The 25,382-nt window shown below is 69.7% G+C and carries 24 protein-coding genes; 23 read left to right on the top strand and 1 reads right to left on the bottom strand.

Annotation, left to right across the window (positions count from 1 at the left end; genetic code table 11):
- Positions 1-113 precede the first annotated feature (113 nt).
- From metH to C0R66_RS20410, 8 genes are all read left to right on the top strand, one after another.
- Positions 114-3,797 (top strand): methionine synthase, encoded by a 3,684-nt coding sequence (gene metH / locus C0R66_RS09420; RefSeq protein WP_101526163.1) that lies wholly within the window; start codon positions 114-116, stop codon positions 3,795-3,797.
- Between the two features lie 50 nt (positions 3,798-3,847).
- A complete protein-coding gene (locus C0R66_RS09415) occupies positions 3,848-4,567 on the top strand; it encodes an HAD family hydrolase (RefSeq protein ID WP_241901405.1) in 720 nt (239 codons plus the stop codon).
- 132 nt (positions 4,568-4,699) lie between these two features.
- Positions 4,700-6,343: an ABC transporter substrate-binding protein gene (locus tag C0R66_RS09410; RefSeq protein ID WP_101524475.1), complete on the top strand. Its 1,644-nt coding sequence runs from the start codon at positions 4,700-4,702 to the stop codon at positions 6,341-6,343.
- 52 nt (positions 6,344-6,395) lie between these two features.
- On the top strand, positions 6,396-7,400 hold the full coding sequence (locus C0R66_RS09405; protein ID WP_101524474.1) for an ABC transporter permease: 1,005 nt from the start codon (positions 6,396-6,398) through the stop codon (positions 7,398-7,400).
- Positions 7,397-8,344, top strand: a complete 948-nt coding sequence (locus C0R66_RS09400; RefSeq protein ID WP_101524473.1) for an ABC transporter permease — start codon at positions 7,397-7,399, stop codon at positions 8,342-8,344. The genes C0R66_RS09405 and C0R66_RS09400 overlap by 4 nt, the downstream gene beginning before the upstream one ends.
- A complete protein-coding gene (locus C0R66_RS09395; RefSeq protein WP_101524472.1) occupies positions 8,341-9,357 on the top strand; it encodes an ABC transporter ATP-binding protein in 1,017 nt (338 codons plus the stop codon). Before C0R66_RS09400 ends, C0R66_RS09395 begins: the two co-directional genes overlap by 4 nt.
- On the top strand, positions 9,354-10,115 hold the full coding sequence (locus C0R66_RS09390; protein WP_338418183.1) for an ATP-binding cassette domain-containing protein: 762 nt from the start codon (positions 9,354-9,356) through the stop codon (positions 10,113-10,115). Before C0R66_RS09395 ends, C0R66_RS09390 begins: the two co-directional genes overlap by 4 nt.
- Entirely contained in the window at positions 10,091-10,387 is a 297-nt protein-coding gene (locus tag C0R66_RS20410) for an oligopeptide/dipeptide ABC transporter ATP-binding protein (protein WP_338418182.1), read from the top strand. The genes C0R66_RS09390 and C0R66_RS20410 overlap by 25 nt, the downstream gene beginning before the upstream one ends.
- A gap of 4 nt (positions 10,388-10,391) precedes the next feature.
- Here the strand turns inward: C0R66_RS20410 and C0R66_RS09385 are convergent, their stop codons facing one another.
- Positions 10,392-11,270, bottom strand: a complete 879-nt coding sequence (locus C0R66_RS09385; RefSeq protein WP_101524471.1) for a RecB family exonuclease — start codon at positions 11,268-11,270, stop codon at positions 10,392-10,394.
- Positions 11,271-11,464: 194 nt separating this feature from the next.
- Here C0R66_RS09385 and C0R66_RS09380 point away from each other — a divergent pair, with 194 nt between their 5' ends.
- The 15 genes from C0R66_RS09380 to C0R66_RS09310 all read left to right on the top strand — a co-directional run bounded on the left by C0R66_RS09380 (position 11,465) and on the right by C0R66_RS09310 (position 25,381).
- Positions 11,465-12,532 (top strand): site-2 protease family protein, encoded by a 1,068-nt coding sequence (locus C0R66_RS09380; protein WP_241901404.1) that lies wholly within the window; start codon positions 11,465-11,467, stop codon positions 12,530-12,532.
- A gap of 127 nt (positions 12,533-12,659) precedes the next feature.
- Positions 12,660-13,589, top strand: a complete 930-nt coding sequence (locus C0R66_RS09375; RefSeq protein WP_101526161.1) for a tRNA (adenine-N1)-methyltransferase — start codon at positions 12,660-12,662, stop codon at positions 13,587-13,589.
- 113 nt (positions 13,590-13,702) lie between these two features.
- Positions 13,703-15,451, top strand: coding sequence for a proteasome ATPase (arc, locus tag C0R66_RS09370; protein ID WP_101524469.1), 1,749 nt, complete (start codon positions 13,703-13,705; stop codon positions 15,449-15,451).
- 3 nt (positions 15,452-15,454) lie between these two features.
- Complete coding sequence (locus C0R66_RS09365; RefSeq protein ID WP_101524468.1) at positions 15,455-15,802, top strand: hypothetical protein; 348 nt, start codon at positions 15,455-15,457, stop codon at positions 15,800-15,802.
- 31 nt (positions 15,803-15,833) lie between these two features.
- Positions 15,834-17,342 (top strand): depupylase/deamidase Dop, encoded by a 1,509-nt coding sequence (dop, locus tag C0R66_RS09360; protein ID WP_101524467.1) that lies wholly within the window; start codon positions 15,834-15,836, stop codon positions 17,340-17,342.
- A 19-nt stretch (positions 17,343-17,361) separates the two neighbouring features.
- The gene (locus C0R66_RS09355; RefSeq protein ID WP_101524466.1) at positions 17,362-17,559 is read left to right on the top strand and encodes a ubiquitin-like protein Pup; all 198 of its coding nucleotides are present in this window, start codon (positions 17,362-17,364) and stop codon (positions 17,557-17,559) included.
- A complete protein-coding gene (gene prcB / locus C0R66_RS09350; protein WP_101524465.1) occupies positions 17,559-18,401 on the top strand; it encodes a proteasome subunit beta in 843 nt (280 codons plus the stop codon). Before C0R66_RS09355 ends, prcB begins: the two co-directional genes overlap by 1 nt.
- 37 nt (positions 18,402-18,438) lie before the next feature.
- On the top strand, positions 18,439-19,356 hold the full coding sequence (gene prcA / locus C0R66_RS09345) for a proteasome subunit alpha (RefSeq protein ID WP_101524464.1): 918 nt from the start codon (positions 18,439-18,441) through the stop codon (positions 19,354-19,356).
- 65 nt (positions 19,357-19,421) lie between these two features.
- Complete coding sequence (gene pafA, locus C0R66_RS09340; RefSeq protein WP_101524463.1) at positions 19,422-20,783, top strand: Pup--protein ligase; 1,362 nt, start codon at positions 19,422-19,424, stop codon at positions 20,781-20,783.
- A gap of 124 nt (positions 20,784-20,907) precedes the next feature.
- Complete coding sequence (locus C0R66_RS09335; RefSeq protein WP_101524462.1) at positions 20,908-21,801, top strand: FKBP-type peptidyl-prolyl cis-trans isomerase; 894 nt, start codon at positions 20,908-20,910, stop codon at positions 21,799-21,801.
- A gap of 37 nt (positions 21,802-21,838) precedes the next feature.
- Positions 21,839-22,813, top strand: a complete 975-nt coding sequence (locus C0R66_RS09330) for a helix-turn-helix transcriptional regulator (protein ID WP_101524461.1) — start codon at positions 21,839-21,841, stop codon at positions 22,811-22,813.
- Positions 22,810-23,802, top strand: a complete 993-nt coding sequence (locus C0R66_RS09325) for a helix-turn-helix transcriptional regulator (protein ID WP_241901403.1) — start codon at positions 22,810-22,812, stop codon at positions 23,800-23,802. The genes C0R66_RS09330 and C0R66_RS09325 overlap by 4 nt, the downstream gene beginning before the upstream one ends.
- A gap of 33 nt (positions 23,803-23,835) precedes the next feature.
- The gene (gene tatA, locus C0R66_RS19960; protein WP_101524460.1) at positions 23,836-24,096 is read left to right on the top strand and encodes a twin-arginine translocase TatA/TatE family subunit; all 261 of its coding nucleotides are present in this window, start codon (positions 23,836-23,838) and stop codon (positions 24,094-24,096) included.
- A gap of 7 nt (positions 24,097-24,103) precedes the next feature.
- Positions 24,104-24,943, top strand: coding sequence for a twin-arginine translocase subunit TatC (gene tatC, locus C0R66_RS09315; RefSeq protein WP_241901402.1), 840 nt, complete (start codon positions 24,104-24,106; stop codon positions 24,941-24,943).
- A gap of 12 nt (positions 24,944-24,955) precedes the next feature.
- Positions 24,956-25,381, top strand: a complete 426-nt coding sequence (locus C0R66_RS09310; protein ID WP_101524459.1) for a hypothetical protein — start codon at positions 24,956-24,958, stop codon at positions 25,379-25,381.
- Position 25,382 lies beyond the last annotated feature (1 nt).

The raw sequence follows: 25,382 nt of genomic DNA, 5'->3' as shown, positions 1-25,382 counted from the left end.
GTGAAGGGGACGGCCCGTCCCGCAGCACCAGAATCGTTCTCGAAGGAGCACCAGTGGCCAGCGACTTCGCCATCCGTCACCGCCCGGACTGCACGGAAGCGCTGACGGCTGCGATGCGGGAGCGGGTGCTCGTGGTCGACGGGGCCATGGGCACGGCGATCCAGCGGGACCGCCCGGACGAGGCCGGCTACCGGGGCGAGCGCTTCGCCGACTGGCCCAGTGACGTCCAGGGCAACAACGACCTGCTCACCCTGACCCAGCCCGACATCATCGCGGCCATCCACCGGGAGTACCTCGACGCCGGCGCGGACATCATCGAGACCAACACGTTCAACGCCAACGCGGTCTCCTTGTCCGACTACGGGATGGACGAGCTGGCCTACGAGCTCAACCACGCCGCTGCCGAGCTCGCGCGGACGGTCTGCGACGAGGTCACCGCGCTGGACCCGGCCCGTCCACGCTACGTCGCGGGAGCGCTGGGCCCCACCACCCGCACGGCCTCCATCTCGCCCGACGTCAACGACCCCGGCGCCCGCAACATCAGCTTCGACCAGCTGGTCGACGCCTACACCACGGCCGCCCGGGGCCTGCTCGACGGCGGCTCGGACCTCCTCTTCATCGAGACCATCTTCGACACCCTCAACGCCAAGGCGGCGATCTTCGCGGTCGAGACGGTCTTCGAAGAGCTGGGCCGCCGGTGGCCGGTGGTGATCTCGGGCACCATCACCGACGCCTCGGGCCGCACCCTCACGGGTCAGACGACCGAGGCGTTCTGGAACTCGGTGCGCCACGCCAAGCCGCTCCTGGTCGGGCTCAACTGTGCGCTGGGCGCCAAGGAGATGCGTCCCTACGTCGCGGAGCTGAGCCGGGTAGCGGACACGTTCATCTCGGCGTACCCGAACGCCGGGCTGCCCAACGCCTTCGGCGAGTACGACGAGGCAGCGGCTGAGACGGCTGCCGTGGTCGGCGAGTTCGCCGAGGCCGGTCTGGTCAACCTGGTCGGTGGCTGCTGCGGCACCACGCCCGCCCACATCGCGGCCATCGCCGGAGCGGTTGCCGGCAAGGCGCCCCGGGTGGTGCCCGAGATCCAGCCGGCCCTGCGTCTGTCCGGGCTCGAGCCCTTCACGGTCACCCCCGAGAGCCTGTTCGTCAACGTGGGGGAGCGGACCAACATCACCGGCTCGGCTCGCTTCCGCAAGCTGATCAAGGACGGCGACTACGACACCGCGCTGTCGGTGGCGCTGCAGCAGGTCGACAACGGCGCCCAGGTCATCGACATCAACATGGACGAGGGGATGATCGACGGCGTCGCCGCGATGGATCGCTTCGTCAAGCTGGTCGCCTCCGAGCCGGACATCAGCCGGGTCCCGGTGATGATCGACTCCTCCAAGTTCGCGGTCATCGAGGCTGGGCTCAAGTGCGTCCAGGGCAAGGCGATCGTCAACTCCATCTCCATGAAGGAGGGCGAGGACCAGTTCCGGGCCCACGCCCGGCTCTGCCGCAAGTACGGCGCGGCGGTGGTCGTGATGGCCTTCGACGAGGACGGCCAGGCCGACAACCTGGCGCGCCGCCAGGCGATCTGCGAGCGGGCCTACCGGATCCTGGTGGACGAGGTCGGCTTCCCGGCCGAGGACATCATCTTCGACCCCAACGTCTTCGCCGTCGCGACCGGCATCGAGGAGCACGCCTCGTACGGCCTGGACTTCATCGAGGCCACCCGTTGGATCAAGCAGAACCTGCCGGGTGCCCTGGTCTCCGGCGGCATCTCCAACGTCTCCTTCTCCTTCCGCGGCAACAACCCGGTGCGCGAGGCGATCCACGCGGTCTTCCTCTTCCACGCCATCCGCGCCGGCCTGGACATGGGGATCGTCAACGCGGGCGCCCTGACCGTCTACGACGACGTCGACGTCGACCTGCGGGAACGGATCGAGGACGTGGTCCTCAACCGTCGCGAGGACGCGGCGGAGCGGTTGCTGGAGATCGCGGAGACTTACAACCGCAAGTCCGCCGACGCCGAGGTGGTCGAGGACGAGTGGCGCTCCTACCCCGTGGGCCAGCGCATCACCCATGCGCTGGTCAAGGGCATCGACGCCTACGCCGAGTCCGACACCGAGGAGCTCCGCGCCGAGATCGCGGCCCGCGGCGGGCGGCCGATCGAGGTCATCGAGGGCCCGCTGATGGACGGGATGAACGTCGTCGGCGACCTCTTCGGTGCCGGCAAGATGTTCCTGCCCCAGGTGGTGAAGTCCGCGCGGGTGATGAAGAAGGCGGTGGCCTACCTGATCCCGTTCATCGAGCAGGAGAAGCGGGACAACCCCGAGCTCGCCACGGTCAAGGACACCAACGGCACCATCGTCATGGCCACGGTCAAGGGAGACGTCCACGACATCGGCAAGAACATCGTGGGCGTCGTCCTGCAGTGCAACAACTACGAGGTCATCGACCTCGGGGTCATGGTCCCGCCCCAGAAGATCCTGGACACCGCCGTCGAGGTGGGTGCCGACATCATCGGTCTCTCCGGGTTGATCACCCCCTCGCTGGACGAGATGGTCACCGTGGCCACCGAGATGCAGCGCCGGGGGCTCACCATCCCGCTGCTGATCGGCGGGGCGACCACCTCACGGGCCCACACGGCGGTCAAGGTCGACCCGCGCTACGAGGGCGCCGTGGTCTGGGTCAAGGACGCCTCGCGCTCGGTGCCCACCGCGGCCGCGCTGCTGCACGCCGAGCAGCGCCCCCGGCTGATGGCCGACGTCAAGGCCGACTACGACTCGCTCCGGGCCCGCCACGCGACCAAGCACGACCGCCCGATGCTCGACCTGGAGTCGGCCCGGGAGAACCGCACGCCGGTCGAGTGGGACGGCTACACGCCGCCGGTCCCCGCACAGCCGGGCATCCACGTGCTCGAGTCGTACCCCCTCGCCGAGCTGCGCGACTACATCGACTGGCAGCCGTTCTTCAACGCCTGGGAGATGAAGGGCCGGTTCCCCGACATCCTCAACAACCCGGTCACCGGCGAGGCTGCTCGCAAGCTCTACGACGACGCGCAGGAGATGCTGGACAAGGTCATCGCCGAGGACTGGCTCACCGCAAACGCGGTGTACGGCTTCTTCCCGGCCAACGCGGTCGGCGACGACCTGGAGCTGTACGTCGACGACTCCCGGACCGACGTGCTGACCCGGCTGCACCACCTGCGGCAGCAGGGCGAGCACCGTGACGGTGTGCCCAACCGGGCGCTGTCGGACTACGTGGCGCCCCGGGAGACCGGCCTGAGCGACCACGTGGGGGGCTTCGCGGTCACCGCCGGGCTGGGCTCCGCGGCGCACATCGAGCGCTTCCGTGCCGAGCTGGACGACTACTCCGCGATCCTGCTGGAGTCGCTGGCGGACCGGCTGGCCGAGGCCTTCGCGGAGCGCCTGCACGAGCGGGTCCGCAAGGAGTTCTGGGGCCACGCCGCCGACGAGCAGCTGGCCAACCAGGACCTGATCGCCGAGCGCTACACCGGCATCCGGCCCGCGCCCGGCTACCCCGCGTGCCCGGACCACACCGAGAAGGCCGAGCTGTGGAAGCTGCTCGACGTCGAGGCGCGCACCGGCATCCAGCTCACCGAGTCGATGGCGATGTGGCCCGGTGCGGCCGTCTCCGGCTGGTACTTCTCGCACCCGCAGTCGCAGTACTTCGTCGTCGGTCGTCTCGGTCGTGACCAGGTCGCTGACTACGCCGAGCGCAAGGGCTGGACCCTGGCTGAGGCGGAGCGCTGGCTCTCGCCGAACCTGGGCTACGACCCCGAGGACTGAGTGACGTCTGTGCTTGCTGAGGCATCACTGGGTCGGGCGGCATAATCTGGGTGACCGCAGCACCGCTGCACCGAACCCAGGAGAGCACTCTGAGCACCGCCGATCCGACCGAGACCTCCACCACCATGCGAGCCGTCCTGTGGGACATGGACGGCACGCTGGTCGACACCGAGCCGTACTGGATCGCGGCCGAGTTCGCGTTGGCGGATCGCTACGGCGGCACGTGGTCCCAGGAGCACGCCCTCAACCTGGTGGGCAACGACCTGCTGGCCTCGGGTCGCTACATCCGTGAGCACATGGGGATCCCGCTGGAGCCTGCGGAGATCGTGGAGGCGCTGCTGGACTCCGTGATCGCCCAGGTGGAGGAGTCCGTGCCCTGGCGGCCGGGCGCCCGTGAGCTGCTGGCCGACCTCGGGCGTGCCGGCGTACCGTGCGCCCTGGTGACGATGTCCTACCGGCGACTGGTGGAGCCGCTGCTGGCGTCGCTGCCCGCCGGGACGTTTGCGGCCGTGGTCACCGGCGACGTCGTCACGCGCGGCAAGCCGGACCCCGAGCCCTACCTGAAGGCGGCCGCCGAACTCGGACTCGCGGCGGGTGACTGCCTGGCGATCGAGGACTCCAACACCGGCGCCCGCTCCGCGGAGTCAGCCGGGTGCGTGGTGCTGTGCGTGCCCAACCACGTGCCCATCCTGGCGGGGGAGCGACGGGTCTTCGCCGACACCCTGGCCGGCCTCGACGCCGAGGCTCTGAGCGCCCGGTACGCCGGATAGTTCCGGTCCCGGCAAGTCGTTGTCGTTTCGCAATCAAGAATCCCGGGTCCGGTGCGTGACGCCGTTCACCACGGAAAGTACTGTCCCAGATCTGCCCGGCGCGAAGGCTGGGCACGACAGTGAGGTGACGACGTGGGAATCACATCCAAGAGGCGACTGCGAGTCGGAGGAGTCGGACTTGCGGTAGCGGCGCTGCTGCTCTCCGCCTGCGCCGAGAGTGACCGGTCCGACGAGAGCGACAACGGCGGCGGGACCTTCGTCTTCGCCGGTGCGGCCGAGCCCGAGCTGCTCGACCCGGCGTTCGCCTCGGACGGCGAGACCTTCCGGGTGGCGCGCCAGATGTTCGAGGGCCTGGTCGGCACGGAGCCGGGCACCCCGAATCCCGCGCCGCTGCTGGCCACCGAGTGGGACAACTCCGAGGACGGCCTGGAGTACACCTTCACCCTCCGCGACGACGTGAAGTTCCACGACGGCACCGAGTTCAACGCCGCCGCCGTCTGCGCGAACTTCGAGCGCTGGTACAACCTCCCCGAGTCGGTGCAGAGCGACGACTTCGCCTACTACTACGGCAAGCTCTTCCGCGGCTTCGCGAACGGGCCCACCAAGGGTGAAGGCATCTACGAGGCCTGCGAGGCGACGGGCGACTACGAGGCGAAGATCGTCCTCAACGAGCCGTTCGCCGGCTTCATCGCCGCCCTGTCGCTGCCGGCCCTGGCGATGCAGAGCCCCGACGCGCTGGAGAAGTACCAGGACGACGCGGCCGCCAACGTCAACACCACCGAGTACTCCACGGCCCACCCCACCGGCACCGGCCCGTTCGTCTTCGACTCCTGGGACCGCGGCAACCGCGTGACCCTGAAGCGCAACGACGACTACTGGGGCGACATGGCGAAGGTCGACACCGTCAACGTGGTGGCGATCGCCGACCCGGCCGCCCGAGCCACCGCGGTGGAGAACGGCGACGTCGACGGAGCCGACCTCATCGGCCCGGCCGACCTCAAGCCGCTCGAGGACGCCGGCATGCAGGTCATGGCCCGCGACCCGTTCACCGTCCTGTACCTGGGCATGAACCAGAAGAACAAGCTGCTCAGCGACATCAAGGTGCGTCAGGCCATCGCCTACGCCATCGACAAGGACGCCGTGGCCAAGGCCTCGCTGCCCGAGGGCTCAGAGATCGCCACCCAGTTCATGCCGCAGAGCGTCGTGGGCTGGAACGACTCGGTCACCGAGTACGAGTACGACCCGGCCAAGGCCAAGCAGCTGCTCGAGGACGCGGGCGCCGCAGGTGCCACGATCGAGTTCAACTACCCGACCGACGTCTCGCGTCCCTACATGCCGGCGCCGGCGGACACCTTCAACGTGCTCCGCTCGCAGCTGGAGGCGGTGGGCCTGAAGATCAAGCCGGTGGCCGACGTGTGGTCCCCGGACTACCTGGACAAGATCAACGGCACCTCCGACCACGGCCTGCACCTCCTGGGCTGGACCGGTGACTACAACGACTCCGACAACTTCGTCGGCGTCTTCTTCGGCACCGAGACCCCGGAGTGGGGCTTCAAGAACAAGGAGCTGTTCGACAAGCTCACCAAGGCGCGCGGCATGGCGACGGTCGACGAGCAGACTCCCCTCTACGAGGAGATCAACGCCGACGTCATGGAGTTCCTGCCCGGCATCCCGTTGGCACACCCGGCGCCTTCCCTGGCGTTCGGTCCCGATGTCGAGGGATACCAGCAGAGCCCTGTCAACGACGAGCCCTGGAACACCGTCTCCGTCGGCTGACCTGTTCCCCGTCTCGTATCGAACCCGCCTGCGCGGGTGAAAGGCCTCGTTGATGCTGCGCTTTGTCCTCCGGCGGCTGGCCCTGATGGTGCCAGTGCTCGTCGGTCTGTCGATCCTGCTCTTCGCCTGGGTCCGGGCCCTGCCCGGTGACCCCGCCAGAGCCTTGCTGGGTCAACGGGCGACGCCGGAGGGCATCGCGCGCGTCAACGAGGTCTACGGGTTCAACGAGCCCTTGCTGGGCCAGTACTTCACCTATGTGAAGGCGCTCCTCACCGGGGACTTCGGACGTTCGATCAAGACCGGCCAGCCGGTCACCTCCAGCTTCCTGGAGAAGTTCCCGGGCACGCTCGAGCTGGGGCTCGCAGCGCTGCTGCTGGCCGTCGTCATCGGCGTGCCTCTGGGCTACTTCGCGGCCCGCCACCAAGGACGGTTCCTGGACACGTTCATCGTCTCGGGATCGCTGCTCGGTGTGGTGACGCCCGTGTTCTTCCTGGCGATCCTGCTCAAGCTGGTCTTCGCCGACTGGCTCGCGATCCTGCCCACCACGCTGCGCCAGGACGCTCGGCTCGATGCCACCCACGTCACCAACTTCTACGTCCTGGACGGGATCCTGACCCAGGAGTGGGACGCCGCCTGGAACGCGATGGTCCACCTGGTGCTGCCCGCGATCGCGCTCGGCACGATCCCGCTGGCCATCATCGTGCGGATCACCCGGGCCGCGGTGGCCGACGTGCTCAACGAGGACTACGTGCGGACCGCTCGGAGCAAGGGCCTGTCCAGCCGCGTGGTCTCGCGTCGCCACATCCTGCGCAACGCGCTGCTGCCGGTGGTCACCACGATCGGTCTCCAGGCCGGCCTGCTCTTCTCCGGTGCGGTGCTGACCGAGACCGTGTTCGCCTGGAACGGCATCGGAAAGTACCTCTTCGAGGCCATCGGGCAGCGGGACTACCCGGTGCTCCAGGGCTTCATCCTGTTCATCGCGATCATCTACGCGCTCATCAACCTGGCCGTGGACGTCGCCTACGGCGTCATCGACCCGAGAGTGCGTGTGTCATGAGCATTCCCCTGGCCCCGGCCTACTCCGGCATGCCCGGGCTGCCCGCGCCCGGCGACGAGCCGGGTGTCAGCCTGCTGCGCGCAGCCTGGCGGCGCCTGCGCCGCAACCCCACGGCCATCGTCGGTGCGGTCATCGTGCTCGCCTTCGTGGTGCTCGCGATCTTCGCGCCGCTGCTCACCTCCTACCAGCCCGGCTCGGCGCAGTGGTCGGGCGAGGTGACGCCCTCCAGCGTGCCCGGGCCGAGCGAGGACCACTGGCTGGGCCTGGACCGCTTCGGGTCCGACCTGTGGACCCAGCTCGTCTACGGTGCCCGCCAGTCCCTGCTCTACGGGATCGCCGCGACGGCCATCGGCCTGGTGGCGGGCCTGGCGCTCGGCGTCCTCGCCGGCGGCTCGGCCGCCGTCGGCGGCCGGGTAGGCAGCTGGGTGGACCAGGTCGTGATGCGCCTGGTCGACATCATGCTGTCGGTCCCCAGCCTGCTGCTGGCCGTCAGCATCGCTGCCGTGCTGGGGCAGAGCCCCTACGCGGTGATGATCGCCATCGGTGCCGCCCAGGTGCCGATCTTCGCCCGACTGCTCCGCGGCTCCATGCTCGCCCAGGGGCGTGCCGACTACGTCCTGGCGGCGGAGGCTCTGGGACTGCGCAAGCGGCGGATCGTGATGAGTCACGTGCTGCCCAACTCGTTGGGTCCGACCGTGGTCCAGGCGACTCTCAACCTCGCCACCGCCATCATCGAGGTGGCCGCCCTCTCCTTCCTGGGCCTGGGCCAGCCCGACCCGGCCGTGGCCGAGTGGGGCCGCATGCTCGTGGCCGCCCAGGACCGCTTCCAGGTGGCACCGCAGCTCGCCCTGCTGCCGGGCGCCGCCATCGCGATCACCGCCCTCGGCTTCACCCTCTTCGGTGAGGCACTGCGCGAGGCACTCGACCCTAGGAGCCGACGATGAGGACCAGTCCGGACCGCGCTGGCGAGCCGTTGCTGTCCGTGCGCGACCTCAGCGTCGAGTTCGGGCTCAAGGGCCAACGTGCCGCGACCGCGGTCGACGAGGTCTCCTTCGACATCCATCCGGGGGAGCACGTGGGCCTGGTTGGGGAGTCCGGCAGCGGCAAGTCGGTCACCTCGCTCGCGATCATGGGGCTTCTGCCCAACCGCGGGGTGCGGGTCAGCGGGGAGATCCGCTACGGCGGGAAGAACCTGCTCACCGAGTCCTCGAGGGCGATGTCCCGTCTGCGGGGCCGAGAGATCGCCATGGTCTTCCAGGACCCGATGACCTCGCTCAACCCGGTCGTCCCGGTGGGGACCCAGGTCTCGGAGGTCATCCTCCGGCACGAGGACGTCACCAAGTCCGAGGCCCGGGGCCGGGCCATCGACCTGCTGGAGAAGGTCGGCATACCGGACCCGGCACGCCGGGTGCGGGAGTATCCCCACCAGCTCTCCGGGGGGATGCGGCAGCGCGTGCTCATCGCGATCGCCCTGGCCTGCGGACCACGGCTGCTGATCGCCGACGAGCCGACCACGGCGCTGGACGTGACGATCCAGGCGCAGGTGCTGGAGGTCCTCAAGGAGCTGGTCGCCGACACCGGGGCCGCGCTGCTGATGATCACCCACGACTTGGGCGTGGTCGCCGGGCTGTGCGACCAGGTGAACGTCATGTACTCCGGCCGCATCGTGGAGTCGACGACGCGGGAGCGTCTCTTCGCCACCCCGCGCCACCCCTACACCGGTGGGCTGCTGGCGAGCATCCCCCGCATGGACGCCCCACGGGGGGAGCCGCTCACGCCCATCCCGGGGTCGCCCACCCAGACCATCCCGTGGCCGCAGGGCTGCGCCTTCGCGCCGCGCTGCACCAACGCCGTCGAGCAGTGCACCTCCGGACCCCCGGAGCTGCTGCCCGCCGGCGACCGGATGCTGCGCTGCTACAACCCCCTGGACCGCACCCGGACGGAGATCACGTCGTGACCGAGCCCTTGGTCGACATCGAAGGACTCAAGGTCCACTTCCCCATCCGGGACGGGATGCTGCTGAACCGGCAGGTCGGGGCCGTCAAGGCCGTGGACGGGGTGGACCTGCGGATCGAGAGCGGCAAGACGCTGGGACTGGTGGGGGAGTCAGGGTGCGGCAAGTCGACGCTGGGACGTGCCGTGCTGAGGCTCGCGCCGGTCACTGAGGGCAGGGTGCTCTTCGACGGCACGGACGTGGCGTCGCTCTCCGGCGAGGCACTGCGGCGCATCCGCCAGGACATGCAGATGGTCTTCCAGGACCCGCTCGCCAGCCTCAACCCCCGGCAGTCGGTGGAGACGATCCTCACCGAGCCGTTGCGCGCGCACGGGATCGCCTACGACAAGCGCACTCGGGTGGCCGAGCTCCTCGACCAGGTGGGCCTGCCCCGCAGTGCAGCCCAGAAGTATCCGCACGAGTTCTCCGGTGGGCAGCGCCAGCGCATCGGCATCGCCCGGGCGGTGGCGCTGGAGCCCAGGTTCGTGATCGCCGACGAGCCGGTCTCGGCGCTCGACGTGTCCATCCAGGCCCAGGTGCTCAACCTCCTGGAAGACCTGCAGGAGCAGCTCGGCCTCACGTTCCTGGTGATCGCGCACGACCTGGCCGTGGTCCGCCACGTCTCGGACGAGGTCGCGGTGATGTATCTGGGGGCATCGTCGAGCAGGCGCCGGCCGACGACCTCTACACGCAGCCGATGCACCCCTACACCGTGGCCCTGATGTCGGCGGTCCCGGTGCCGGACCCCGTGGTGGAGGCGAGCCGGGAGCGGGTCCTGCTCCAGGGTGATCTGCCCTCGCCGGCCAACCCGCCCTCGGGCTGCCGATTCCACACCCGCTGTCCGTTCCGTCAGGAGACGCGCTGCGACACCGAGCGTCCGGCCCTGCGCGAGCTCAAGCCGGGACACCGGGTGGCCTGCCACTACGCCGAGGAGATCCTGGCCGGCAAGATCACCGCCCATGCCGTGACTCCCGAGGCGGCCGCGGTCGGCTGAGTCCTCACGCCGGCGCAGTGGGGGCCGGGGGAGTGCCGCCGAACGCGGGGCACAGGTCCTGGTAGGAGCACCACGAGCAGAGTCGGCCCGGGCTGGGCTGCCACTCGCCGGACTCCTCGGCGAGACGGATGGCTCGCCACAGTGCCTCGACCTTGCGTTCGGTGGCCAGCAGCTCGGCCTCGTCGGGGCAGTGGCGCAGGACCTCCCGGTCGCCGAGGTAGACCAGCTGCAGCATGGCTGGCAGCACACCTCGCGTGCGCCAGATCACCAGCGCGTAGAAACGCATCTGGAACAGGGCAGCGGCCTCGTGCATCGGGCTCGGCGACCGGCCGGTCTTGTAGTCCACCACCCGGATGGCTCCGTCCGGCGCGACGTCCAGCCGGTCGACGAAGCCGCGCAGCAGCAGTCCGGAGTCCAACCGGGTCTCCACGTAGTACTCCCGCTCCGCCGGCTCCAGGCGCTGCGGGTCCTCCAGCTCGAAGTAGCCCTCCAGCACAGAGGCGCAGGTGGCCAGCCAGGCGTGGAAGTCGTGCGCGCCCACCGCGGAGTCGAACAGCCCAGACAGGCCCGGCTCCACCGCGAGCACCTCCCGCCAGGCAGGCTCGAGCAGCTTTGCGGCCTGGACCGGGGTCCGGTCCAGGGCGGGCAGGTCGAAGAGCCGCTCGAGCACCTTGTGCACGAGCGTGCCCCGGACCGCCTCGCGGGTCGGCTCCTGCGGCAACCCGTCGACGGTCCGGAACCGGTAGCGCAACGGACAGGTCATGAAGTCGCTGGCCCGGCTGGGCGAGAGGGACGCCACCACCTCGACGCCGTCGACCGGCGTGGAGACCAGGTCCGCCGGCGAAGACCTGGAAGTGGCGGCCGGCACGGGTGCTGCGCTCATGGTTCGAGACTAGGTCAGCACTCCGACGTCCCTGAGCCGGTCACGGACGCCAGGTCGCAGACCCTGGCGCTGGGCGGCCTTGGGTAGGGTCAAGGGGTGTCCGAGCCGTCCCAGTCCCGCCAGCAGGCCCCCGGGACCGAGCGGCCGCGCCGCCCCCGGGCACCCTGCGGATCGGGTCCATCGCCGGGGCCGACGTGCTGGTCAGCACCTCCTGGTTCTTCATCGCCGCGATCATCGCCGTCCTGGTCGCCCCCCGCATCGAGCAGGTGGAGCCCGGCCTCGGTGTCTGGAAGTACGTCGCGGGCGTGGTGTTCGCGGTGATGCTCTACCTCTCGGTGCTCCTGCACGAGGCGTCGCACGCCCACATGGCCCGTCACTACGGCTATCCGGTCACCTCCATCACGTTGCACTTCCTCGGCGGGATGACCGCCATCGAGGGGGAGTCGCGCACTGCTCGTCAAGAGCTCGTCATCGCCGTGGTCGGACCCCTCACCTCGCTGCTGGTCGGGGCCGCGGCCCTGGCCGCGTGGTTCGTGGTCCCCGAGGGCCTCCTCCAGGTCGCCATCGAGGGACTGGCGGGGGCCAACCTGCTGGTCGGGGTCCTCAACCTGGTGCCCGGGCTACCGCTGGACGGTGGACGGGTGCTGAAGGCCGTCGTGTGGGGGGCCACCGGCAACATGCACCGGGGCACCATGGTGGCCGGCTGGGGCGGCCGGATCATCGCCCTGCTGATCCTGTCCTGGCCGCTGTTCCAGAACGACGTACTGGGGGTCCCGCCCAGCTTCGTGGACTACCTGCTGGTGGTCGTGCTCGCGCTCTTCCTGTGGGCCGGGGCCAGCGCCTCCATGCACCAGGCCCAGGTGCGGCGCCGGCTCCCCGCGCTGGACGCCCGTCGGCTGGCCCGACGTAGCGTCACGGTGGCCGAGGGCCTGCCACTGGCGCAGGCCGTCCGGCTGGCCCAGGAGGCCCAGGCGGGCAGCATCGTGACCCTGGGTCCCGACGGCCGGCCGTCGGGGATCGTCAGCGAGGCCGCGTTGCTGGCCACGCCGGTGGAGCGACGACCCTGGGTCCCGGTCTCGAGCGTGGCCCGGAGCCTGGAGGACGGACTCGCACTGTCTGCCGGGATCGCCGGTGAGGAGCTGGTCCGTGCGATCAGCCACACACCGGCCCAGGAGTACCTGTTGCTGGACGCCGACGGTGCCGTCTACGGGGTGCTGTCGACGGTCGATGTCGATCGGGCCTTCCGGGAGGCCGCGCACTAGGGTTTCGGCCATGCCCGACCTCGTGCCTGACCCCCTGCCCGACCTCGTGCCCGACGCTGCGCCCGACCCCCGAGGCGACCACGCCGAGGAGACCGTCCCCGACGTGCCCCAGGACGCCTGGTCCGGCGTGCACCGCGGCCCGCTCCGGGTCGGCGAGTGGGTCCGGCTGCTGGACCAGAAGGGTCGGCGACACAACTTCGAGCTGGTGGCCGGCAAGCGCTTCTTCTCCAACCGGGGACACCTCGAGCACGACGAGCTCATCGGGCGTGAGGAGGGGTTCACCGTGACCTCCTCGGCCGGCGGCGAGTACCTCGTCTTCCGGCCCCTGCTCTCGGAGTTCGTGGTCTCGATGCCACGTGGCGCGGCCGTGATCTACCCCAAGGACGCCGCGCAGATCGTGGCGTCGGCCGACATCTTCCCCGGCGCCCGGGTGGTCGAGGCCGGCGCCGGCTCCGGTGCCCTGACGTGCTCGCTGCTGCGTGCGGTGGGACCGCACGGCAAGGTGATCAGCTTCGAGCGCCGCGAGGAGTTCCACGACGTCGCCAAGCGCAACGTCGACCAGTTCTTCGGCGAGGGGCACCCCGCCTGGGAGCTGCGCCTGGGAGACCTGGTCGAGGAGCTGCCCGGCGTGGCGGAGAAGGTGGACCGCGTCGTCCTGGACATGCTGGCCCCGTGGGAGTGCGTCGACGTCGTCGCCGACGCCCTGGTCCCCGGTGGCATCGTGTGCGTCTACGTCGCCACGACCACCCAGCTCTCGAAGGTGGTGGAGACGCTGCGGGTGCACGGTGGGTTCACCGAGCCGCAGGCGTGGGAGTCCTTGGTCCGGGACTGGCACGTGGAGGGTCTGGCCGTCCGGCCGAGCCACAAGATGATCGGCCACACCGCCTTCCTGGTCACCGCCCGACGCATGGCTCCCGGCCAGCGGCCGCCGCTGAAGAGGCGCCGGCCGGCACCGGGGGCCTACGGCCCCGACTACACCGGTCCCCGGCCCGCCGACGTACCGCAGGAGCCCTTGGAGCAGCCGGTCGCCGACGGCGTCGAGGACCAGCGAGAGTAGGTCGCGGCAACCGACGCAGGGCGCGCCACGGGAGGAATCGTGACCAACACAATGGGATAAGTCCTTCCCAATTGGCCTCCCGTGGGTAGTGTCCTGAAAAGGAGGTGACGCAGATGACATTCTCGGACAGCGGCCCCAGAGGACGCAGCCCTGAAGAGCTCGCAAGCCAGCTCAGTGCGATGGAGCTGGAGATGGCCGACCTGAGACGCCGGCTCGCGAATGCTCCGGGCGAGAACCGCGGCGTCGAGCTGCGGCTGGCCGACACCCAGCGGTCCCTGGCGGCCGTCACCAGCCAGAACGAACGACTGGCCCAGACGCTTCGCGAGGCTCGCGACCAGATCATGAAGCTGAAGGAGGAGGTCGACCGGCTGGCGCAGCCTCCAGCCGGCTTCGGCACCTTCCTGGCCCGCAACGACGACGGCTCCGTCGACGTGTTCACCGGCGGGCGCAAGCTTCGGGTCAACGTCAGCCCGGCCGTGGAGCTCACCGAGCTGGTCCGCGGCCAGGAGGTCATGCTCAACGAGGCGATGAACGTCGTCGCCGCCTTCGACTTCGAGCAGATCGGCGAGGTCGTGATGCTCAAGGAGCTCCTCGCGGACGGGGAGCGCGCCCTGGTCATCGCCAACGCCGACGAGGAACGAGTGGTGCGCCTCGCGGCGCCCCTGCTGGAGGGGACCCTGCGCGCGGGTGACTCGCTCCTGCTCGACTCGCGCTCCGGCTACGTGTACGAGCGGGTGCCCAAGTCCGAGGTCGAGGAGCTGGTCCTGGAGGAGGTCCCCGACATCGACTACGAGTCGATCGGTGGGCTGGTCGCCCAGATCGACGCGATCCGGGACGCGGTGGAGCTTCCCTACCTGCACCCGGACCTGTTCAAGGACCACAAGCTCAAGCCGCCGAAGGGCGTGCTGCTCTACGGTCCGCCCGGCTGCGGAAAGACGCTGATCGCCAAGGCGGTGGCCAACTCGCTCGCCAAGAAGGTGGCAGCCAAGACCGGCGCCGAGGGCAAGTCCTACTTCCTCAACATCAAGGGCCCCGAGCTGCTCAACAAGTACGTCGGCGAGACGGAGCGGCACATCAGGCTCGTGTTCCAGCGGGCCCGGGAGAAGGCCAGCCTCGGCACCCCGGTGATCGTGTTCTTCGACGAGATGGACTCGTTGTTCCGCACCCGCGGCTCCGGGGTCTCCTCCGACGTGGAGAACACCATCGTGCCCCAGCTGCTGAGCGAGATCGACGGGGTCGAGACCCTGGAGAACGTGCTGGTGATCGGCGCCTCGAACCGCGAGGACATGATCGACCCGGCGATCCTGCGACCAGGCCGCCTGGACGTGAAGATCAAGATCGAGCGGCCGGACGCCGAGTCCGCACGCGACATCTTCAGCAAGTACCTCACGCCCGACCTGCCGCTGCACGCCGAGGACCTGGCGGAGTTCGGCGGCGATCGGGTGGCCTGCACGAACGCGATGATCCGGGCCACGGTGGAGCGCATGTACACCGAGACCGAGGAGAACCGCTTCCTCGAGGTCACCTACGCCAACGGGGACAAGGAGGTCCTCTACTTCAAGGACTTCAACTCCGGGGCGATGATCCAGAACATCGTCGACCGCGCCAAGAAGATGGCCATCAAGGACCTGCTGGACCACGACCAGCGCGGTCTCCGGGTCCAGCACATGCTCCAGGCCTGCGTGGACGAGTTCAAGGAGAACGAGGACCTCCCCAACACCACCAACCCCGACGACTGGGCGCGGATCTCCGGCAAGAAGGGGGAGCGGATCGTCTTCATCCGCACCCTGATCACCGGCAAGCAGGGCACGGAGCCCGGACGGTCCATCGACACCGTCGCCAACACCGGCCAGTACCTCTGACCCATGCCGGGGGAAGAGATCGAGCCGACGGAGACGGAGGCGCTCCTCCAGACCCGGCACGAGCTGGGACCGCGGTACGACGCCGAGCTGGTGGCGGGGTTCGCCGAGCGAATCGAGCGGGCGGTGCAGGACCAGGTGAGCGACGAGCTGGCGCGGCGGCGGCGGGTCGAGGCAGCGGTGGCCGCCGCGGGGCCACGGCAGCTGGCGCTGGGGATCCTCTCGATCATCGCCTGCATCCCGATCAGCATCGTGCTGGGTGTCCAGGGCGAGCTGCCGGCGCTGGTGGTGGTGCTGGCCGGCATCGTGGCGATCAACTGGGCGCACGCGGCGACCGGCCGTCGCCTCCCGTAGGCGTGCTCGTGCGGCACGTAGTCTGGATCACATGAGCGTACGTCGGGTGATGGGGACCGAGGTCGAGTACGGGATCTCGGTGCAGGGGCAGCCGCAGGCGAATCCGATGCTGGCCTCCTCGCAGATCGTGAACGCCTACGCGACCGCGACGCTGCGTGCCCGGCGCGCCCGCTGGGACTTCGAGGAGGAGTCGCCGCTGCGCGACGCCCGGGGCTACGACATGGCCCGCCAGGTCGCCGATCCCAGCCAGCTGACCGACGAGGACCTCGGCCTGGCCAACATCATCCTGACCAACGGCGCCCGCCTCTACGTCGACCACGCCCACCCGGAGTACTCCTCCCCGGAGGTGACCAACCCGCTGGACGTGGTGCGCTGGGACAAGGCGGGCGAGCAGGTGATGCTGGACGCCTCGCTGCGCGCCAGCCAGCTCCCGGGCGCGCCCCAGATCCTGCTCTACAAGAACAACACCGACAACAAGGGCGCCTCCTACGGTGCGCACGAGAACTACCTGATGCGGCGCTCCACTCCCTTCGCCGACATCGTGAAGCACCTGATCCCGTTCTTCGTCTCGCGCCAGGTGGTCTGTGGGGCCGGGCGGGTCGGGATCGGCCAGGACGGCAGCGGCCACGGGTTCCAGATCAGTCAGCGGGCCGACTTCTTCGAGGTCGAGGTCGGCCTCGAGACCACGCTCAAGCGCCCCATCATCAACACCCGCGACGAGCCGCACGCCGACCCCGAGAAGTACCGGCGGCTGCACGTCATCCTCGGTGACGCCAACCTGTCGGAGATATCGACGTACCTCAAGGTCGGCACCACCTCGTTGGTGCTGGCGATGATCGAGGACCGGTTCCTGACCTACGACCTCACCGTGGAGCACCCCGTGGCCTCGTTGCGCGCGGTCTCCCACGACCCGACGCTGCGCCACCTGCTGACGCTGCGCGACGGCCGGCGGATGACCGCGGTCCAGCTCCAGATGGAGTACCTGGACCTGGCGCGCAAGTACGTCGAGGACCGGCACGGGTCGGACGTCGACGACCAGACCTCGGACGTGCTGGCCCGGTGGGAGTCGGTGCTGGACCGCCTCGAGCAGGACCCCCTCAGCTGCGCCAGCGAGCTGGACTGGGTGGCCAAGCTCAAGCTGCTCACCCAGTACCGCGACCGAGACGGTCTGGAGTGGGACGACGCCAAGCTGCACCTCATCGACCTGCAGTACTCCGACATCCGTCCGGCCAAGGGGCTCTACCACCGCCTCGTCGCCTCCGGCCGGATCCAGCGGCTGCTGACCGACGAGGCCGTGGACAGCGCCATGCACGAGCCGCCGGAGGACACCCGGGCCTACTTCCGTGGCCGCTGCCTGGAGAAGTACGCCGGGGACGTCGCGGCCGCCTCGTGGGACTCGGTCATCTTCGACCTTCCCGGGCGAGAGTCCCTGCAACGGATCCCGACCAGCGATCCGCTGCGCGGCACCAAGGCGCACGTCGGGGGACTGCTGGACTCCTGCGACACCGCTGAGCGTCTCTTCGCCGCCCTCACGAGGTAGTTGGCTATAGGGTTCAAATATGTCCCAGGAGCAGAAGCAGCCGCGGAAGTCCTCCCATGACGAGGAGTCGCAGGCCGAGGTCGCCGAGAGCGACGTCGCCGAGCGCAAGGAGGCGATCGACGGGGACGTCGACGCGATTCTCGACGAGATCGACGACGTGCTGGAGACCAACGCCGAGGACTTCGTGAAGTCCTTCATCCAGAAGGGTGGCCAGTAGTGGCCGGACAGCTCGACGGACCGCGTCTCCCGGCGGCGTACCTGCAGCCGGGGTCGTCCTCCTTCGCTGACTTCCTGGCCTCCCAGGCGCCGGACCTGCTGCCGTCCCAGCAGCCGCTGCCCGCCACGGACGCCAGCCATCTCGCACCGCACGGCACCACGATCGTGGCCGCCACCTTCCCGGGTGGCGTGGTGATGGCCGGGGACCGGCGGGCGACGATGGGCAACATCATCGCCCAGCGCGACATCGAGAAGGTCTTCCCGGCCGACGAGTACAGCTGCGTGGGGATCGCCGGCACCGCCGGGATCGCCGTGGAGATGGTGCGGCTGTTCCAGACCGAGCTCGAGCACTACGAGAAGATCGAGGGCACGACGCTCTCCATGGACGGCAAGGCGAACCGTCTGGCGGCACTGATCCGGTCCAACCTCGGCATGGCCATGCAGGGGCTCGCGGTGGTTCCGTTGTTCGCGGGCTTCGACCTGGCCGCCGAGCACGGCCGGATCTTCTCCTACGACGTCACCGGCGGCCGCTACGAGGAGACCGCGTTCCACGCGGTCGGCTCCGGGTCGTTGTTCGCCCGGGGCTCGTTGAAGAAGCTCTACCGCGCCGACCTCGACGCCGACGGGTGCGTCACCGCTGCCGTGCAGGCTCTCTACGACGCCGCGGACGACGACTCCGCGACCGGTGGGCCCGACCTCGCGCGACGGATCTTCCCCGTCGTGCACGTCATCACCGCCGACGGGGGGCACCGCCTCACCGACGACGAGGTGGCCCAGATCGCCGATCGGATCATCGCCAGCCGGATGGTGCGTCCGGACGGCCCCGCGGCCTCCCTGACGTGACCCCCTCTTCTCGCCCCGCCGGAAGGACCATGACCCGATGAGCACGCCTTTCTACGTCTCCCCCGAGCAGCTGATGAAGGACCGCGCCGACTTCGCGCGCAAGGGCATCGCGCGGGGACGCTCCGTCGTCGTGGTCCAGTACGCCGACGGCGTCCTGTTCGTGTCCGAGAACCCTTCCCAGGCGCTGCACAAGGTCTCCGAGATCTACGACCGCCTCGCCTTCGCCGCGGTGGGCCGCTACAACGAGTTCGAGAACCTGCGGATCGCGGGGGTGCGCCTGGCCGACATGCGCGGGTACTCCTACGACCGACGCGACGTCACGGGCCGGAGCCTGGCCAACGCCTACGCCCAGACGCTGGGCACGATCTTCTCCAGCGGCGGCGAGAAGCCCTACGAGGTGGAGCTCTTCGTCGCCGAGGTGGGCGACGCGCCGGAGGCCGACCAGATCTACCGCCTGACCTACGACGGCCAGGTCGCCGACGAGCACGGCTACGCGGTGATGGGCGGGGCCGCTGACGTCGTGGCGGGTCACCTGAAGGAGCACTACGAGACCGGTGCCACCCTGCAGGACGCCCTGCGGCTGGCGGTCGCTGCGCTCGGCCACTCCGAGGCCAACGACCGGGTGATCCCGGTGGAGGACCTCGAGGTCGCGGTGCTGGACCGGACCCGCACCCAGGCCCGCAAGTTCTACCGCCTGCGGGCCGAGCGGCTGGTGGCCCTGCTCGGCGTTCGCGGCCCCAGCTCGGCCGCCGAGTCGCCCGGCGACACCGACCAGGCGGCCACCGAGTCCGTCACCCCGGAGAGCGGCGCTGCGCAGCCCCCGATCGCCCCTCCGCTGACCCCGCCCGCTGTGGGCGAGAGCCCCCCGGCCACCGACGAGGGCGTCCAGGACCCGGCAGCGCCGCCGGTGGCCCCGCCCGGTCCGCCGGTCGACCCGACGGACCCGCTGAGCTGACCCGGCGGCAAGACAGCGCCGTCACTTGGGCCCCACGGTGTGGCTGCTGCCCCTAGTGTGGAGGAATGGACCGTCGGATCTTCGGGATCGAGAACGAGTACGGAGTCACCTGCACGTTCAACGGACAGCGTCGGCTGAGCCCCGACGAGGTTGCCCGCTACCTCTTCCGCAAGGTCGTCTCGTGGGGTCGCAGCAGCAACGTCTTCCTGCGCAACGGGGCCCGGCTGTACCTCGACGTCGGCAGCCACCCGGAGTACGCCACACCGGAGTGCGACGACATCGTCGAGCTGGTCACCCACGACAAGGCGGGGGAGCGGGTGCTCGAGGGCCTCCTCCTCGATGCCGAGCAGCGGCTGCACGACGAGGGCATCTCGGGCGACATCTACCTGTTCAAGAACAACACCGACTCAGCCGGCAACTCCTACGGCTGCCACGAGAACTACCTGGTCAGCCGAGCCGGTGAGTTCAGCCGTCTGGCCGACGTGCTGATCCCGTTCCTGGTCACCCGGCAGGTGCTGGTGGGGGCGGGCAAGGTCACCCAGACCCCGCGGGGAGCCACGTACTCGCTCTCCCAACGTGCCGAGCACATCTGGGAGGGAGTCTCCAGCGCCACCACGCGGAGCCGACCGATCATCAACACCCGCGACGAGCCGCACGCGGACGCCGAGAAGTACCGGCGGCTGCACGTCATCGTCGGTGACTCCAACATGAGCGAGACGACCACCATGCTCAAGGTGGCCTCCTGCGACCTGGTGCTGCGGATGATCGAGGAGGGCGTGGTGATGCGCGACCTCTCGATGGAGAACCCGATCCGGGCGATCCGTGAGATCTCCCACGACATGACGGGGCAGCGCAAGGTCCGCCTGGCCAACGGGCGCGAGGCCAGTGCCCTGGAGATCCAGGGCGAGTACCTCGGCAAGGCTCGGGACTTCGTCGACCGGCGCGGCATCTCCACACCGTTGGTCGAGCAGGCGCTGGACCTGTGGGAGCGCGGCCTGAAGGCCGTGGAGTCCGAGGACCTGGGACTGGTCGACCGCGAGCTCGACTGGGTGATCAAGTGGAAGCTGATCGAGCGCTACCGCGCCAAGAACGACCTCGCGCTGGGTCACCCGCGGGTGGCGCAGATCGATCTGGCCTACCACGACATCCACCGCGACCGGGGCCTCTACTACCTCCTGGAGAAGCGCGGCGCAGTGGCCCGGGTGACCAACGACCTGAAGATCTTCGAGGCCAAGTCGGTCCCGCCGCAGAACACCCGGGCCCGGCTGCGCGGGGAGTTCATCCGCAAGGCCCAGGAGCGACGCCGTGACTTCACCGTCGACTGGGTGCACCTCAAGCTCAACGACCAGGCCCAGCGCACCGTGCTGTGCAAGGACCCGTTCCGGGCCCACGACGAGCGTGTGCAGCGGCTCATCGATGGCATGTGAGTCCTTGTCAGGAGCCCTTTGCCGCCGGGCTAGGGTGGGCGGCGCTCCTCCGAAGTCCTGACTATGTGAAAGTTGTTCACCTGTGCCCCGTCGTGCCTTAGCAGCCTCCGTCCTGACCCTCAGCATGTTGTCCCTCGTCGCCTGTGGCGACGACTCCGGTGACGACTCCGGCGGCTCGGCGATCGAGTCCGTCGACATCAAGGCGACCGCGGGCAAGGCCCCGGAGGTCACCTGGGACGGCAAGCTCGACCCCAGCAAAGTGGAGACCGAGGTGCTGGTCGAGGGCGACGGTGACGAGACCGCGTCCGGCGACAACGTGCTGACCCACATCTGGATGGGCAACGGCTTCACCCAGGCGGAGGCCTACAACAGCTACCAGGGCACCGCCCCGCAGATCCTGAATCTCTCCGACGACCTCGGCAAGGGTCTCCAGGCCGGGCTCGAGGGTCAGAAGATCGGTTCGGTCGTGGCCGTCGCGGCGCCGGCCAAGGACGCCTTCGGCGAGCAGGGCAACCCCCAGCTGGGTATCGGCAACGGCGACAGCGTGCTCTTCGTCCTCGAGCTGGTGGACACGGTCGCCACCGAGCCCCAGGGCGAGGAGAAGACGCCGGCCAAGTGGACGCCCGAGGTCCTCGAGGAGGACGGCAAGGTGACCGGCTTCGACTTCGCCGGGACCCCGAAGCCCAACGGCAAGCTGTGGGTCACCAAGCTGATCAAGGGTGACGGCCCGGTGGTGAAGAAGAGCCAGACGATCTACGTCAACTACCTCGGCCAGGTCTACAACGGCAAGGCCCCCTTCGACGAGTCCTACAGCGCCGGGATGCCCGCCAGCTTCCCGATCGGGGTCGGGCAGGTCGTGCCGGGCTGGGACCAGGCGCTCGTCGGCCAGACCGTCGGGTCGCGCGTGGTCGTGGCGGTCCCGCCCGCCCTGGGCTACGGCAAGAAGGGGCAGCCGGACGCTGGCATCAAGGGCACCGACACGCTGTTCTTCGTCGTCGACATCCTCGCGGCCGCCTGAGCCGCAGCAGCACCCCGACCACCCGCCGGAGGCGATGATGACGAACCGCAGGAGCGAGCGTCTGCTCAACCTGCTCATCATGCTGCTCGTCCAGCGGCGCTTCGTCTCCAAGGCCCGGATCCGGGAGATCCTCTACCCGGGCCAGAGCGAGGACGCCTTCGAGCGGATGTTCGACCGGGACAAGGAGGAGCTGCGCAGCCTCGGAGTCCCGGTTGAGGTGGGGACCCTGGACAGCTACTTCGACGACGAGGTGGGCTACCGGATCCGGATGGACGAGTTCGCCCTCCCCGAGATCAGCCTGTCGGCCGACGAGGCGGCGGTCGTGGGGCTGGCGGGGAAGGTGTGGCAGCACGCCACCCTGGCCGAGGCGACCACCGAGGCGCTGCGCAAGCTGGCTGCGGCCAAGGTGCCCGTCGACGTCGCCGCCCTGGACATCGTCGAGCCCCACATCAGCGTCGACGAGCCTGCCTTCGACGTGTTCTGGCAGGCCACCCAGGAACGTCGGGCCGTGGTGTTCTCCTACCGGCGTCCGGGGTCGGAGGAGCCGACCACCCGCCACCTCCAGCCCTGGGGCGTGGTGCGCTACTCCGGGCGGTGGTACGCCGTGGGACTGGACACCGACCGCGGGGCCGAGCGGGTCTTCCGGCTCTCCCGCATCGTGGGCGCGGCGCGGCTGGTGGGTCAGCCCGGCGCCTACGAGATCCCTGAGGGCACCGACATCCGCGGCATCGCCACCCGCCTGGCACCGCCGCCTCAGGCGGAGGTCGCCACCGTGCTGCTGCGTGCCGGGACCGGCCACGGGCTGCGCCGGATGGCCGTCTCCACCGTTGAAGGAGTCCCCGGACCTGATGCGTTGACCCCCTGGGACCGGGTGCAGGTCCTCGGCAACGCCGGGGTGCTGGCCGACGAGGTGCTGGCACAAGGCGCCGACGCCTGCGTCGAGGCTCCTGATTCCCTGCGCCACGAGGTGCGCGACCGGCTCACCGCCCTGGTCGCCGGCGGTGCTGGATGAGTACCACCGGGACCGGAGCACGCGAGCAGGTCGCCCGCCTGCTGACCCTCGTCCCGTTCCTGCACGCGCGCGGCTCGGTGCGTCTGGACGACGCCGCGGCGGCGATGGGCGTCTCGAGCCAGCAGGTCGTGAAGGACCTGAAGGTCCTCCTGATGTGCGGGTTGCCCGGCGGCTACCCGGACGACCTGATCGACGTCGACCTCGACTCCCTGGAGGGGGAGGACGCCGACGGGGTCATCCGGATCTCCAACGCCGACTACCTCTCTCGTCCCCTGCGGCTGACGCCCACGGAGGCGACCGCTCTCATCGTCGCCCTACGTGCGGTGCGTGACAGCGCACCGGCCGACACCCAGGAAGTCGTCGACCGGACCCTGCGCAAGCTCGAGCAGGCGGCGGCCGAGGGCAGTGCCCACCAGCAGGTCGAGATCGATCCCAGCGACGGGGGCGTGGCGGACGTGCGCAGCGCCCTGGAGTCGGCCCTGGCGCGGGGCCGTCAGGTGTGCCTGAACTACTGGGTCCCGACGCGCGACGAGGCCTCGGACCGGGTGGTCGACCCGATCCAGGTCTTCTCCGCCAACGGCTTCGACTACCTCGCAGGCTGGTGCCACTCCGCCGAGGGCACCCGCGTCTTCCGGCTGGACCGGATCCACGACATCACGGTGCTCGACGCCCCGGCCCAGGCTCACCCTGCGGCGCCGCACGACCTGTCCGAGTCCCTGTTCCGTGGTCCCGCCGACGGCCGCCTGGTCACCCTGCGGCTCCGCCCCGGGGCCCACTGGGTCCCGGAGTACTACCCGGTGGCCGACGTCCGGCACGTGGGGGACGGTCTGCTCGAGGTCGACCTGCTCGTGGCAGACGTGCGGTGGCTGCGCCGGCTGGTGCTGCGCCTGGCCCCAACGCCGACGTGCTGGGGCCCGACGACGTGGTCTCGGCGTGTGCGGTGGCCGCCAGGGACGCCTTGGCGCTGTACTCCGGCGCCACCGGCGTAGGATTGCACTCTCAACGACCACCCGAGGACTGACATGACTCTGCCGCCGCTGATCGCCGGTCTGGGCACGACCGAGCTGCTCATCATCCTGGCTGTCCTGGTGCTGCTCTTCGGTGCCTCCAAGCTCCCCGAGCTGGCCCGGGGGAGTGGCCGCGCGCTGCGCATCTTCAAGGCAGAGACCAAGGGGCTCCTCGACGATGACGAGGCCAAGACTCCCGAACAGCTCGAGCTCGAGGCCCGGCGGCGCCAGGACGACCCCACTCAGCCGCCGTACCGCGACGACAACCCCGCCTGACCGCGCGGTGATCCGGGGCATCATCGCGGTGCTGCGGGGGACCCCTCAGCACCCGGTCGGACCCGACGGCAGGATGCCGCTGTCGGACCACGTACGAGAGCTGCGCGCCCGACTGGTGCGCTCGGTGCTGGTGCTGCTGGTGGTCTTCGTCGGCGCGCTGTTCTTCTACGACCAGCTGTTCGCCCTGGTGCTCGAGCCCTACAACGACGCCCGCGAGCAGCTGGGCCAGAGCGTGGAGACCAAGGCCTACGTCCAGGGCGCGACGGGGCCCCTGCTGATGCAGCTCAAGCTCTGCGGCGTGGCGGCCATCGTGATCGCCAGCCCCTACTGGCTCTCCCAGATCTGGGGCTTCGTGGTTCCCGGGCTGCACCGCAACGAGCGCAAGTGGTCGCGGATCTTCGCCGCCGTCGCCGGCCCTCTCTTCCTGGCCGGCGTGGCCGTGGGGTACTACGTGCTGCCCAAGGGGCTGGAGGTGCTGATCGGCTTCACCCAGGAGAGCCTGGAGAACCTCGTCGAGTTCGGTGACTACTTCTCCTTCTTCACCCGGATGCTGCTGGTCTTCGGGATCGCCTTCGAGATCCCGCTGTTCGTGATCATGCTCAACCTCGCAGGGGTGGTGAGCGGCGCAGCGCTGGGTCGTTACCGCCCCTGGATCATCATCGGGACCTTCGTCTTCGCCGCCGTGGCGACGCCCTCGACCGACCCGTTCTCCATGCTCATGCTGGCCATCCCGATGCTGGTGCTGTTCCTGCTGGCCGAGATCGCCGCACGTGTGGTGGACCGGGTCCGGGCACGCCGCCGTGCTGTCGCCCCGGGGTGGGCGGACGACCAGCCGTCCCCCCTCTGACAGGGTGGAGGCGTGGAGCCTGTACCGCTGGACGACGTGGACCCCTTCGACCTGCCCGAGTGGCTCGGCACGGAGGGGGTGACGTGGACCGCCGTGGCCGGTCTGCGCACCGGGTACCACGTGGCCGGCACGCTGACCGGCGAGGGGCATCCGGACCTGCCGTGCGACCTGCTCGCCGTCGACGAGGCCTACCCGGAACCGGTCGTCACCGACCTGGTCCGCACCCGCTGCCACCAGGCGTGGCAGCACGGACAGCTGCTGCTGGCCGAACGTCAGGGACGACTGACCCTCGCCGTACCGGGGACCGGGTTCGCCGCCGATCAGGTGCTCGAGGCACTGAGCCGGCTGGCACGCGCCGTCGGTGCCTCGCCGGAGCGGTACGCCGCCCACCTGCGAATAGGTGCTGAGGCACCTCGAAGGCCGTCCGGCAGCCGTTAGG

This window comes from Nocardioides houyundeii, from assembly GCF_002865585.1.
Classification (GTDB): domain Bacteria; phylum Actinomycetota; class Actinomycetes; order Propionibacteriales; family Nocardioidaceae; genus Nocardioides; species Nocardioides houyundeii.
This window is presented reverse-complemented; position numbering and strand designations above follow the sequence as displayed.